We start from the raw sequence: 12,496 nt of genomic DNA, 5'->3' as shown, positions 1-12,496 counted from the left end.
GCCGGTCTCAGAGCCGCGCGGCCAGGCGGGTGCCCTGGTCTATGGCGCGTTTGGCGTCCAACTCCGCTGCCACATCGGCGCCGCCGATGACGTGCAGGGTGACCCCGGCGGCGCGCAGGGGGTCGGCGAGGTCGCGGACCGGCTCCTGGCCCGCGCAGATCACGACGGTGTCGACCAGGATCAACCGCCGGCGCTCCCGCTTAGGGCCGAAGCTGATGTGCAGCCCGGCATCGTCGATGCGCTCGTAGTTGACCCCGCCGATCCGCTCGACGCCCTTGGCCTCGAGCGCGGCCCGGTGCACCCACCCGCTGGTCTTGCCGAGCGTCGCGCCGAACGCGCCCGACTTGCGCTGCAGCAGCACCACGTCGCGGGCGGCGGGGGCGGGGCGCGGCGTGGTGAGCTGGCCGGGCAGCTCCTCGTCGAGGCTGACGCCCCACTCCTCCTTCCACTCGTCCAGCTTGAGCGTGGGATGCCCTTTCACGGTGAGGAATTCGCTGACGTCGTAGCCGATCCCGCCGGCACCGATCACCGCGACCCGCGCGCCCGGCTGCTTCTCCCCGCGCACCAGCTCGGCGTAGGACATGACCATCGGGTGGTCGATCCCGGGGATGTCCGGGATCCGCGGCCGCACCCCGGTGGCCAGCACCACCTCGTCGAACCCGCCCGCGGTCAGCTCGGCGGCGGAGACCCGGCGGCCCAGGTGCAGCGTGACGCCGGTGACCTCGAGCATGCGGGTGAAGTACCGGATCGACTCGTTGAACTCCTCCTTGCCCGGAATCCGCCGGGCCAGGTCGAACTGCCCGCCGATCCGCTCCTCGGCCTCGAAGAGCTCGACGGTGTGCCCGCGCTGCGCCAGCGCCACCGCGGCCGAGAGCCCGGCGGGCCCCGCGCCGACCACCGCAACCCGCTTGCCGCGCCGGGTGGGCAGCAGCGTCAGCTCGGTCTCGTGGCAGGCGCGCGGATTCACCAGGCAGGAGACGGTCTTGTGCCGGAAGGCGTGGTCAAGGCAGGCCTGGTTGCAGGCGATGCAGGTATTGATCTCGTCCACCCGGTCGGCCGCGGCCTTGCGCACCCACTCGGGGTCGGCGAGCAGCGGGCGGGCCATGGAGACCAGCGCGGCGTCGCCGCGGGTCAGGATCTCCTCGGCCACCTCGGGCATGTTGATCCGGTTGGAGGCGCAGACCGGGATCGAGACGGCCCGGGTGATCCGCGCGGTGAACTCGGTGAAGGCGGCGCGCGGCACCGAGGTGACGATGGTCGGCACCCTGGCCTCGTGCCAGCCGATATCGGTGTTCAGGATGTCCACCCCGGCGGCCTCGAGTTCCCGTGCCAGCGCGGTGATCTCGGTGAGCGTCTGCCCCCGCTCCACGAACTCCGCCATGGAGAGCCGGAAGAGCAGCAGGAAGTCGGTGCCGACCGCGGCCCGGATCCGGCGCACGACCTCGACCGCGATCCGCTGCCGGTTCTCCGTCGAGCCACCCCACCGGTCCCTGCGGCGATTGGTGCGCGGCGCGAGGAACTGATTGAGGAAATAGCCCTCGCCGCCCATGATCTCGACCCCGTCGTACCCGGCCAGCCGGGCCAGCCGGGCGCAGCGCACGTAGTCGTCGATGGTGCGCTCGATGCCGCGGGCGGAGAGCGCGCGCGGCCGGAAGGGGTTGATCGGCGCCTTGATCGCGGAGGCGGAGACGCTGCCCGGCCAGTACGAGTAGCGCCCGGCGTGCAGGATCTGCAGCGCGATCAGCCCGCCTGCCTCGTGCACCGCGGCGGTGACCGCGCGGTGCCGCAGCGCCTCGGCGGTGCTGGTCAGCTTGGCGCCGAGCGGGAGCAGCCAGCCGGTGCGGTTCGGCGCGTAGCCGCCGGTGACGATCAGCCCGACCCCGCCGCGCGCGCGTTCGGCGAAGTACGCCGCGAGCCTGGGAATGTCGCGGGCCCGGTCCTCCAGGCCGGTGTGCATCGACCCCATGACCACCCGGTTGGGCAGCGTGACGTGGCCGAGGTCGAGCGGTTCGAGCAGGTGCGGGAAGCGGGTCATGCGGGCCCGGCCTTTCCCGGGCGCAGCGCCCGGAGTACTTCGTCGCACCAGTCGACGAACCCGGTCTCGACGCGGATGCCGCCGCGCAGGACCAGGTACTGGTGCAGTGCGGTGCCGGAGAGCCGATCCGGCGCGGGAAAATCGCGTTTCTCCAGCATGCGGAAGACCTCGAGCCGGGCGGCGTGCTGCTCGCGGTGCCGCTCGACCTCGGTGCAGAGCGCCGCGACGTCGCCGTGCGCGGCGCCGCGGATCTTCACCCCGAGCTCGTTGCGCGGCATGCCGGTGTCGGTCGGCTCGGCGATCCAGCGGGCCAGCTCGGCGCGGCCCGCCGCGGAGACGGCGTAGACCTTCTTGTCCGGCCTGCCCGCCTGCGGCACCGCCTCGGCCGTCACCCAGCCGGATTCGGCCATGCGCTTGAGCACCCGGTAGATCTGCTGGTGGGTCGCGCGCCAGAAGTACCCGATGGACTTGTCGAAGCGGCGCGCCAGTTCGTACCCGGAACCGGCCCGCTCGGTGAGCGAGACCAGCAGGGCGTGCTCGAGGGCCATGCCGGAAGGGTAGTCGTAACACCGGGTACTATGCAATTGGGTGCATAGGGCGTTTTCGGCGCGATCTCCGGCCCCGACCCGGATAGGCTGCCCGGTATGGCGGAGGTGAACGCCCGGGCCACCGTCGGTGGCGCGGCGACGCGCGGACAGGTGGCGGCCTGGGGGCTGTGGGACTGGGGCTCGTCGGCGTTCAACGCCGTCATCCTCACCTTCGTCTTCTCGGTGTACCTCACCGACACGGTCGGCGACGACCTGCCCGGCGATACCTCGGCCAGCGCCTGGCTGGCCTGGGCGCTCGCCGCGGGCGGGCTGGTGGTGGCGCTGACCGCGCCGGTCAGCGGGCAGTACTTCGACGCCGCGGCCGGTCGAAAGCGCGCGCTCGGGATTCTCACCGGGCTCACCGTCGCCTGCATGACCGGCATGTTCTTCGTGCACGACGACCACAGCTACCTCTGGCTCGGGTTGGTGCTGCTCGCCTTCGGCTCCGCCTTCTTCGAACTGGCGAACGTGCCGTACAACGCCATGCTGCGCCAGGTCTCGACCCCGCGGACCATCGGCCGGGTCTCCGGGTTCGGCTGGGCCATGGGCTACTTCGGCGGCATCTTCCTGCTGCTGCTCTGCTACTTCGGCTTCATCGCGGGCGACGGCGACACCAGGGGGCTGCTCGGCATCCCCACCGACGACGGGCTGAACATCCGCCTGGTGGCGCTGCTGGCCGCGGTCTGGTTCGCGGCCTTCGCGCTGCCGGTGCTCTTCGCGGTCCCTGAACTGCCGCGCACCGACGCCGACCCCGGTGCGGCCGAGGCCGGGTTGCTCGGTTCGTACAGGGTGCTCTGGCGTGACCTGCGCGAGCTCTGGCGGGTGGATCGCCGCACGGTGCAGTTCCTGCTGGCCAGCGCGGTCTTCCGGGACGGGCTGGCCGGGGTCTTCACCTTCGGCGCGGTGCTCGCGGTGAACGTCTACGGCATCGCCGACGCCGACGTGCTGCTCTTCGGCGTCGCCGCGAACGTGATCGCCGCGCTCGGCGCGGTGGCCGCGGGCCGCTTCGACGACACCATCGGGCCCAAGCCGGTGATCGTGGCCTCGCTGGCGGGCATGATCGTCTGCGGGATCGGGCTGCTGCTGGTATCGGGGCCGGTGCTCTTCTGGGTGTTCGGGCTGCTGCTCACGGCCTTCGTCGGGCCCGCGCAGGCCGCGGCGCGCTCGTTCCTCGCCCGGCTCGCCCCGCCCGGGCGGGAGGGGCAGCTGTTCGGGCTCTACACCACGACGGGGCGCGCGGTGTCGTTCCTGGCGCCCGCGCTGTTCGGGCTCTTCGTCTGGCTCTTCGACGCCGAGCGCGCGGGCATCGTCGGGCTGGTGCTCGTCCTCGGCGCCGGGCTGCTGGTGCTGCTCCCGGTGCGTAGCCCGGACCGGGCCGAGGTGGCCGAGCCGCCCGCCGCCGCGAAGGAGTACTGAGCGCTCAGCCCCGCGGCGGTTTCCAGGCGCCCATGCCGACGCCGATCAGCGTGACCTTGCGCACGGTCAGCTCCACGATCGCGGACTCCTCGCGCTCCGGCACCGCGACGAACGCGGCGATCCCGTCCGAGACCGTGGCCACCAGCAGCTCCGCCGCGATCTCCAGGTCGTCCGAGCTCCAGGTGTCCAGCGTCGGCACCCGGGAGAGGTCGGTGACCAGCTCGCGCACGATCAGCTGGATCTCCAGCGCGATGGCGCCGCGGATCGCCGCCGAGCCGCCGTGCCGCTCGCGCGCGAAGAAGCCGAACAGCTCCCGCTTCGCGCGCACCTGGTCGAAGACGAACCGCACGATCTCCGAGAGCTGCGTCCCGGAATTGCGCCTGACCTCGCGCAGCGCCAACCGCAGCGCCTTCACGCCGTCGTCGACCAGGGTCCGGCCCAGGTCGTCCAGGGACGGGAAGTGCCGGTAGAAGGCGGTCGGTACGATTCCCGCGGACCGCGCGATCTCGCGCAGGCTGAGCGCGGCGAAGCCCCGCTCGGCGGCGAGCGCGAGCGTGCCGTCGAGCAGCGCCTGCCGCGTGCGCTCCTTGCGCTCGCCCCTGGTCACCGCCTGCTCAGTCATCTCGCTGAGCATACATGCGTTCACCATGACTTCCTCGCGTCATTGTTGCTGCCATCACACATCTGCGCGGTTGACACATACCTGTACCCGTTTGTCACACTGGATGAGTGTACAGGCGTGCACTGAAATTGAGTGGGCGTGCCTGTCGGAGACCGACATCGACGGTATGGAGCAGCGACATGGTGGATCTCGTCAATCTGGTGCAGACCCTCACCTCCCCGCACCCAGTCGACCGCTACCTGGAGCTGGTGCACCCGACGCTGACCATCGGGCGCATGCGCGCCGAGGTGGTCCGGGTGAACCGCTCCGCGCCCGGCTCGGTGACGCTCACCCTGCGGCCGACCCGGCAGTGGCGCGGCCACGCCGCGGGCCAGTACGTCACGCTCGGCGTCGTCGTCGACGGGGTGCGGCACACCCGCTGCTACTCGCCGGTGAACGCCGAGCTCGGCCGGGAGCGCAGGCTCGAGCTCACCGTCAAGGCGCACTCCGGCGGCGTCGTCTCGCAGTACCTGTACCAGCACGCGGCGCCCGGGCTGGTGGTCGACCTGGAGCCCGCCGCCGGTACCTTCGCGCTGCCCGAGCCGCGCCCGGAGCGGATGCTGCTGGTCAGCGGCGGCAGCGGGATCACCCCGGTGCTCTCCATGCTGCGCACGCTGGCCGAGGAGGAGCACCGCGGCGAGGTGCTCTTCCTGCACTTCGCGAAGGCGGAGGTCTTCGTGCCGCACCGGGACGAGCTGGCCCGCATCGCGGCCGAGCACCCGAACCTGCGCGTCGAGCTCCGCTACCCGGACCGCCGCGCGGGCACCGGCTACTTCGACCGGGCCGAGCTGGAGCGGCTCGCCCCCTGGTACCGCGCGGCGGAGGCGTTCGTCTGCGGCCCGGCCCGGCTGATGGACGGCGTGCGCGCGGTCTTCGAGGCGGAGGGGCTCGGCCACCGCGTGCACAGCGAGGAGTTCACGATCTCGCTGGCCCCGGTCGCCACCGAGGACGTGCACGGCACCACCACCTTCTCGGCCAGCGACGTCCGCTCCGACAACACCGGCGAGAGCCTGCTGGAGCAGGCCGAGGCCGCGGGCCTCACCCCCGAGTTCGGCTGCCGCATGGGGATCTGCTTCTCCTGTACGGCGGTCAAGCGCACCGGCTGCACCCGCAACCTGCGCACCGGGGAGACCGACAGCGATCCCGACCAGCCGATCCAGCTGTGCGTCAGCGCCGCCGTCGGCGATGTCGACATCGAGATCTGAAGGGAGTCACCATGACCATCCTGACCGAGACCAAGGACGGCCCGCTCGTCCTCAGCCCCGAGGACATCGAGGAGATCGGCCGCGCCCTCGACGAACTGCGCGACCGCGTCACCGCCGACCTCGGCGAGCGCGACCGCGAGTACCTCTACAAGGTCATCAAGGCCCAGCGCGGCTTCGAGGTGGCAGGCCGCGGGCTGATGTACCTCGGCTTCCTGCCCCCGTTCTGGCTGGCCGCGGTGGCCTCGCTCTCGGTGTCGAAGATCCTCGACAACATGGAGATCGGCCACAACGTGATGCACGGCCAGTACGACTGGATGCGCGAGCCGGACGTCAACTCCCGCGAGTTCGAGTGGGACAACGTCTGCCCCGCCGACCAGTGGCGGCACTCGCACAACTACATGCACCACACCTTCACCAACATCCACGGCATGGACCGGGACATCGGCTACGGCATCCTGCGGATGGACCAGGGCCAGAAGTGGAACCCGTACTACCTGGGCAACCCGCTCTACGCCTTCCTGCTCATGGTGCTCTTCGAGTGGGGCGTCATGCTGCACGACGCGGAGGCGGAGAACATCGTGCAGGGCAAGCGGAAGTGGGCCGACCTCAAGCCGCTGCTCAAGGGGTGGTGGAAGAAGGCGGGGCGGCAGACGCTCAAGGACTACGTGGTCTTCCCCGCGCTCACCGGCCCGCTCTTCCTCAGCACGCTGGCGGGCAACGCCGCCGCGAACCTGGTCCGCAACGTGTGGGCCTACTCGATCATCTTCTGCGGTCACTTCCCGAACGGCGTACAGACGTTCACGCAGGACGAGACGATGGACGAGACCCGAGGCGAGTGGTACATCCGGCAGATGCTCGGCTCCGCCAACATCGACGGCGGCAAGCTCTTCCACATCATGTCCGGCAACCTCTCGCACCAGATCGAGCACCACCTCTTCCCCGACCTGCCCGCCAGCCGGTACCCCGAGATGGCGCCCGAGGTGCGGGCGCTCTGCGAGAAGTTCGGGCTGCCCTACAACACCGGGCCGTTCAGCAAGCAGATCGGCTCGGTCTGGGTCAAGATCTTCAAGCTCGCGCTGCCCGACCGCTTCACGAAGGGTGACCCCACCCCCGGTGTTATCGTCATGCGTAAGCGTGAGGCGACCGAAGCGAGCGTGTAGATGATCGGGAAATTCGAGAGCAACAAGGACCTGATCCAGGAACTGACCGTGTCGGGGGCGAAGCGGGTCGGCAATATCGCCTCGATCATCACCGGCACGGTCGGCGCGGTCACCCGCGAGATCGGCGAGTGGATGACCGACGCCATCGAGATGCGCGAGGCGGCCGCCGCCGCCAAGCGCGACGCGGAGGCGCAGCGCTTCGAGGACGACGAGGTCGTCCCGGCGCCGAAGCCCGCGGGGCGGCCGCCGGTGGTGAAGCCCGAGGGCGCGATCGTGGATGCCGAGGTGGTCGACCACCCCGGTGACGGGCCGCGCTGAGCCGAGTCCGACGTCGAGTGCCCCGGCTGCCGACGGCAGCCGGGGCACTCGCGCGTTCCGGAGCCGCTGCTCCGGCGAGCGATCAGCTAATCTTCGGGTCGTGCCCGCCTACGTCTCCTCCCCGGAACTCACCTTCGGGTTCCTGTTCGCGCTCGAGGATCCGGAGCGGGTCGCGGACGTGGTGCGCAACCTGGTGGTGGGCAAGACCGTCTCGGTGTTCCGGCTGGCCAGGCTCTCCGACGACGACGCGCTGCCCGAGCGGTTCGTGGTGAACTGGGCCGCCATCCCGCAGATCAATGTCACCACCGAGGCGCCGGAGCCGGACCGGCTCCGGGCCGACGGCATCCTCCTGGTGAACGCCTTCCTCGGCGAGAACGGCGACGTCAGCCTGTACTCGGCGCCCTGACCACTCGCTATTCCGCAAAAACCCTGCAGAACCCCGGTCCGCAGTGTTAGAAACGCATGCGCTTCAGAATCCTCGCCAGCGCCGTCGCTCACCGATCGGGGACCGCCATGACCGCGTCAGTTTTCGAGACCGTCGAATCCAACGTCCGCGGCTACTGTCGCGCCTGGCCCACGGTCTTCGCCACCGCGAGCGGCAGCTGGCTGCGCGACGAGGGCGGGCGGGAGTACCTGGACTTCTTCGCCGGGGCGGGCGCGCTCAACTACGGCCACAGCAACCCGGTCTTCAAGCAGGCGCTGGTCGACTACATCCTGAACGACGGCATCATCCACAGCCTGGACATGGCCACCATCGCCAAGCGCGGCCTGCTGGAGGCGCTGCGCGACCTGGTCTTCGTGCCGCGCGGGCTGGACTACCGGGTGCAGTTCCCCGGCCCGACCGGGGCCAACGCGGTGGAGGCCGCGCTCAAGCTGGCGCGCAAGATCACCGGCAGGCAGACCGTGCTGAACTTCACCAACGCCTTCCACGGCATGTCGCTCGGCGCGCTCGCGGTCACCGGCAATGCCGCCAAGCGCGCGGCCGCTGGCGTCCCGCTGCCGTACACCCACCCCATGCCGTACGACGGTTTCCTCGGCGGCGAGGACGAGCTGCGCTGGATGCGCCGCGCGCTGGACGACACCTCCTCCGGGCTGGACAAGCCCGCCGCGGTGATCGTGGAGACGGTGCAAGGGGAGGGCGGCATCAATGTCGCGCGGGTCGAGTGGCTGCGCGAGCTCGCCGAGCTCTGCGCCGCGCGCGGCATCCTGCTCATCGTCGACGACGTGCAGATGGGGTGCGGCCGCACCGGGCCGTTCTTCTCCTTCGAGTTCGCCGGCATCAGCCCGGACATCGTCGCCATGTCCAAGTCCATCGGCGGCTACGGCCTGCCGATGGCGCTGGTGCTGTTCAAGGCCGAGCACGACCAGTGGGCGCCCGGCGAGCACAACGGCACCTTCCGCGGCAACAACCCGGCCTTCGTCACCGCGCGGGTGGCGCTGGAGCGGTACTGGGCCGACGACGCGCTGGAGCGTTCGGTGCTGGCCAAGGGGGAGCGGCTGGCCGCCGGGCTGGCCGAGATCGCCGCGGGCTGCCCCGGCACGACCACCCGCGGCCGCGGCCTCATCCACGGCCTGGTCTTCACCGACCCCTCGCACGCGGGGAAGGTCTCGCAGGCCGCCTTCGAGCTGGGGTTGCTGGTGGAGACCTCCGGCTCGACCAACCAGGTCGTCAAGCTCATGCCGCCGCTGACCACGAGCGAGGACGAGCTGGACCACGGGCTGGGGCTGATCGGCGCCGCGGTGGCGGCGGTCTGCGGCTGAGGATTCCCTGGTTTGCCTGCCGTACGCGGCGGGTAACCCTCCGGTGACCTGCGTGCGCAGCGCCGGTCGAGAGTGGTGTGCGCCCCCGGCAGGAATCGAACCTGCGACCTAGGGATTAGAAGGCCCTTGCTCTATCCAACTGAGCTACGGAGGCAGTCGCATCCACGGTGGCCGGCCGCAACCCCGCGCGCACCGGCAGGGCGAGTATAGCGACTCGATCCGGCCGGGACCCGGCAGCCGTCCGTCCCGGAGTTTCCCGCTCCCACTACGCTGGGTCGTATGTCCGCCCCGCACGAAACCGCTCCGGTGAGCGCTGCTCCCGCGCCGGTCGCGGGGCCCTACGCCGTCCCCGCGCTGCTCGTCGTCGCCGGTGCCGTCGGCGCCGTGGTCGCCGCGCTGGTCGTCGGGCTCTCGGCGGCCGAGGCGCTGACGCTGCTCGGCATCCCCGATCCCGGCCCGCTCACCACCTACGGCCTGCCCGCGGTGCGGGCGCTGGCCGACCTGGCGGCGGCGCTGACCGTCGGTTCGCTGCTCTTCGCGGCCTTCCTGGTGCCGCCGCAGCGGGACGGGCTGCTCGACGTCGCGGGGTACCGCGCGGTGCGCCGCGCCTCGCACGCCGCGCTGGCCTGGGCCTGCTGCGCGGCGCTGCTGGTGCCGCTCACCGCGTCGGACACCACCGGGCGGCCGGTGCGCGAGGTGTGGCAGCCCGCCGAGCTGTGGCGCGCGGTCGGGCAGATCGAGCTCGCCGGGGCCTGGCGCACCACGGTGCTCTTCGCGCTGATCGTCGCGGTCGGCGCCCGGCTGGCGCTGCGCTGGGGCTGGACCCCGCTGCTGCTGCTCGGCGCGGTGCTCACCATGATGCCGCTGGCGCTGACCGGGCACTCCTCCTCCGGTGGGTCGCACGACGTCGCCACCAACTCGCTCATCCTGCACCTCGTCTCGGCCGCGGTCTGGGCGGGCGGGCTGGCCGCGGTGCTGGCGCACGCGCTGCGCGACGGCGCGCACACCGGGCTGGCCGCGCGCCGGTTCTCGGCCGTCGCTGCGGTCGCCTTCGCCGTGGTCGCGGCGAGCGGCGTGGTCAATGCCTGGGTGCGGGTGCCGCTCGACGAGCTGCTGAGCACCACCTACGGCCGGTTGGTGCTGGCCAAGGCGGCCGCGCTGATCGCGCTCGGGGTCTTCGGGTACCTGCAGCGCCGGGCCGCGCTGCCCGCGCTGGCGGCCGACCCCGGCGACCGCCGCGCGCTGGTGCGCTTCGCCGGGGTCGAGGTGCTGCTGCTGGCGGCGACGTTCGGGCTGGCCGCCGGGCTCGGCCGGACCCCGCCGCCCGCCCCGGCCACCGTTCCCTCGCCGACCGAGGTGGAGCTCGGCTACGACCTGGCCGGGCCGCCCACGCTGGCCAGGCTCGCCGTCGACTGGCGCTTCGACCTGCTCTTCGGCACCGCCGCGGTGGTGCTTGCGGTGCTCTACCTGCTCGGCGTGCGCAGGCTGCGGGCGCGCGGCGACCGCTGGCCGGTGGGGCGCAGCATCGCCTGGCTCTCCGGCTGCCTGGTGCTGCTCGTCGCGACCTCGTCCGGGGTGGGGCGGTACTCGCCCGCGGTGTTCAGCGTGCACATGGGCGCGCACATGGCGCTCTCCATGCTGGCGCCGATCCTGCTCGCGCTCGGCGGCGCGGTCACGCTGGCGCTGCGCGCGCTGCCCCCCGCGGGCCGGGAGAACCCGCCGGGGCCGCGGGAGTGGCTGCTGGCCGCGGTGCACAGCCCGGTCTCGAAGTTCCTGACCCATCCGATCGTCGCCTCGGTGATCTTCATCGGCGGCTTCTACGCGCTCTACCTGGGCGGCATCTTCGACGCCTACGCCGACTCGCACGCCGCGCACGTGCTGATGAACCTGCACTTCCTGCTCAGCGGCTACCTCTTCTACTGGGTGGTGATCGGGATCGACCCGAAGCCGCGCACGGTGCAGCCGCTGACCCGGCTCGGCATGGTGTTCGGCTCGCTGCCGTTCCACGCGTTCTTCGGCATCGCGCTGATGAGCACGACCTCCGTCATGGGCGCCTGGTTCTACCGCAGCCTCGGCCTCGACTGGAACGACGACCTGCTCGGCGACCAGCGCACGGGCGGCAGCCTGGCCTGGGCCGCGGGCGAGGTGCCGCTGGTGGTGGTGATGCTGGCGCTGCTGATCCAGTGGTCGCGCAGCGACGACCGCTTGGCCCAGCGCACCGACCGCGCCGCCGACCGCGACCACGACGCCGACCTGGCCGCGCACAATGCCATGTTCGCCGAGCTCGCGCGCCGCGACCGTGGGCTGCACGGTGACTGACTCCGCCACCGACACCGCGCCGCCGCGGGTGTTCCGCTCCGACGTGCGCGCGGCCCGCAAGCGGCTGGCCGGGCAGCTCCGCAAGACCCCGGTCTTCCACACCACCGTCACCGGCCCGGACGGGCCGCTGCCGGTCTCGCTCAAGCTGGAGTACCTGCAGCACGGCGGCACCTTCCAGGTGCGCGGCAGCCTGAACGCGCTGCTCGCCGCGGCCGGGGAGCCGCCGCACGTGGTGCTCGCCGCGGGCGGCAATGCCGGGATCGCGGCCGCGCTCGCCGCCGCCAGGCTCGGCCGGACCTGCACCGTCGTGGTGCCGGAGACGGCGCCGCACAGCAAGGTCGCCGCGATGTGGGCACACGGCGCCGAGGTGCGCTGGCACGGCACCAGCCACGCCGAGGCCTGCGCGCACGCCGCCGAGCTGGCCCGCGAGCGGGGCGCGCTGTACCTGCCCGCGCACGATTCGCCCGCGGTGGTCGCGGGGGCGGGGGTGCTCGGGCTGGAACTGGAGGAGCAGGTGCGCGGCAGGCCGCCGGTGTTGGCCGCGGTGGGCGGCGGTGCGCTGGTCGGCGGGTTGGCCGCGGCGCTCGGCAGGCGGCAGCGGGTGATCGGGGTGGAGCCGGAGCGCAGGGCGGTGCTGCGCGCCGCGCTGGCGGCGCGGTGGCCGGTCGCGGTGCCCGCCGTTGATTCCGCGGGGCCGGACCGGGTCGGGGCGATCGCGCTCGAGCTGGCCCGCCGCTACGACGTGCCCGCGCTGACCGTCACCGAGGACGCCGTCGACGCGGCGCGCGAACAGCTCTGGCGTGAGTTCAGGATCGTGGCGGAGCCGTCCGGCGCCGCCGCGCTCGCCGCCCTGGTCAGCGGCGCTTTCGTGCCTGAGAAGGGGAGCCGGACCGTCGTGGTGCTGTGCGGCGCGAACGGCGACCCCGGCGCGTCCTGAGGCCGGGAAATTCCACAGGGGCGGAGTTGTCCACAGCCGGGCCTTCGACGGTCTCCTCGGCGGTGCCGCTGCGGCACGCTGGGTGCCGGAGACCGAA

General features: G+C 72.1%; 11 protein-coding genes and 1 tRNA gene. 8 read left to right on the top strand and 4 right to left on the bottom strand.

The window, feature by feature from the left end; translation table 11 throughout:
• Nucleotides 1-7: 7 nt before the first annotated feature.
• Both ACFUUZ_RS04435 and ACFUUZ_RS04430 read right to left on the bottom strand, forming a co-directional pair.
• Complete coding sequence (locus ACFUUZ_RS04435; protein WP_378692452.1) at nt 8-2,035, bottom strand: FAD-dependent oxidoreductase; 2,028 nt, start codon at nt 2,033-2,035, stop codon at nt 8-10.
• Entirely contained in the window at nt 2,032-2,583 is a 552-nt protein-coding gene (locus ACFUUZ_RS04430) for a PadR family transcriptional regulator (RefSeq protein WP_378692450.1), read from the bottom strand. Before ACFUUZ_RS04430 ends, ACFUUZ_RS04435 begins: the two co-directional genes overlap by 4 nt.
• 96 nt (nt 2,584-2,679) lie before the next feature.
• Here ACFUUZ_RS04430 and ACFUUZ_RS04425 point away from each other — a divergent pair, with 96 nt between their 5' ends.
• Nucleotides 2,680-4,038: an MFS transporter gene (locus ACFUUZ_RS04425; protein WP_378692449.1), complete on the top strand. Its 1,359-nt coding sequence runs from the start codon at nt 2,680-2,682 to the stop codon at nt 4,036-4,038.
• A gap of 4 nt (nt 4,039-4,042) precedes the next feature.
• Here the strand turns inward: ACFUUZ_RS04425 and ACFUUZ_RS04420 are convergent, their stop codons facing one another.
• On the bottom strand, nt 4,043-4,660 hold the full coding sequence (locus tag ACFUUZ_RS04420; RefSeq protein WP_378692447.1) for a TetR family transcriptional regulator: 618 nt from the start codon (nt 4,658-4,660) through the stop codon (nt 4,043-4,045).
• Nucleotides 4,661-4,839: 179 nt separating this feature from the next.
• On the opposite strand from ACFUUZ_RS04420, the gene ACFUUZ_RS04415 reads away from it, so the two are divergent.
• From ACFUUZ_RS04415 to ectB, 5 genes are all read left to right on the top strand, one after another.
• The gene (locus ACFUUZ_RS04415) at nt 4,840-5,904 is read left to right on the top strand and encodes a ferredoxin reductase (protein ID WP_378692445.1); all 1,065 of its coding nucleotides are present in this window, start codon (nt 4,840-4,842) and stop codon (nt 5,902-5,904) included.
• Nucleotides 5,905-5,915: 11 nt separating this feature from the next.
• The gene (locus ACFUUZ_RS04410; protein ID WP_378692444.1) at nt 5,916-7,064 is read left to right on the top strand and encodes a fatty acid desaturase family protein; all 1,149 of its coding nucleotides are present in this window, start codon (nt 5,916-5,918) and stop codon (nt 7,062-7,064) included.
• Complete coding sequence (locus ACFUUZ_RS04405; protein WP_378692442.1) at nt 7,065-7,382, top strand: hypothetical protein; 318 nt, start codon at nt 7,065-7,067, stop codon at nt 7,380-7,382.
• 100 nt (nt 7,383-7,482) lie between these two features.
• Nucleotides 7,483-7,788 carry a hypothetical protein gene (locus ACFUUZ_RS04400; RefSeq protein ID WP_378692440.1) on the top strand — a complete coding sequence of 102 codons (306 nt, stop codon included), beginning with the start codon at nt 7,483-7,485 and terminating at the stop codon, nt 7,786-7,788.
• Between the two features lie 107 nt (nt 7,789-7,895).
• A complete protein-coding gene (ectB, locus tag ACFUUZ_RS04395; RefSeq protein ID WP_378692438.1) occupies nt 7,896-9,143 on the top strand; it encodes a diaminobutyrate--2-oxoglutarate transaminase in 1,248 nt (415 codons plus the stop codon).
• An 80-nt stretch (nt 9,144-9,223) separates the two neighbouring features.
• Here ectB and ACFUUZ_RS04390 read toward each other — a convergent pair.
• Nucleotides 9,224-9,297 (bottom strand) — tRNA-Arg (locus ACFUUZ_RS04390).
• Between the two features lie 125 nt (nt 9,298-9,422).
• On the opposite strand from ACFUUZ_RS04390, the gene ACFUUZ_RS04385 reads away from it, so the two are divergent.
• Together ACFUUZ_RS04385 and ACFUUZ_RS04380 are read left to right on the top strand one after the other, a co-directional pair.
• Complete coding sequence (locus ACFUUZ_RS04385; RefSeq protein ID WP_378692437.1) at nt 9,423-11,462, top strand: cytochrome c oxidase assembly protein; 2,040 nt, start codon at nt 9,423-9,425, stop codon at nt 11,460-11,462.
• Nucleotides 11,455-12,399, top strand: a complete 945-nt coding sequence (locus tag ACFUUZ_RS04380; RefSeq protein ID WP_378692435.1) for a pyridoxal-phosphate dependent enzyme — start codon at nt 11,455-11,457, stop codon at nt 12,397-12,399. Before ACFUUZ_RS04385 ends, ACFUUZ_RS04380 begins: the two co-directional genes overlap by 8 nt.
• Nucleotides 12,400-12,496: the final 97 nt, after the last annotated feature.

Source organism: Nocardia sp. NPDC057353 (assembly GCF_042667085.1).
Taxonomy (GTDB): Bacteria; Actinomycetota; Actinomycetes; order Mycobacteriales; family Mycobacteriaceae; genus Nocardia.
This window is presented reverse-complemented; position numbering and strand designations above follow the sequence as displayed.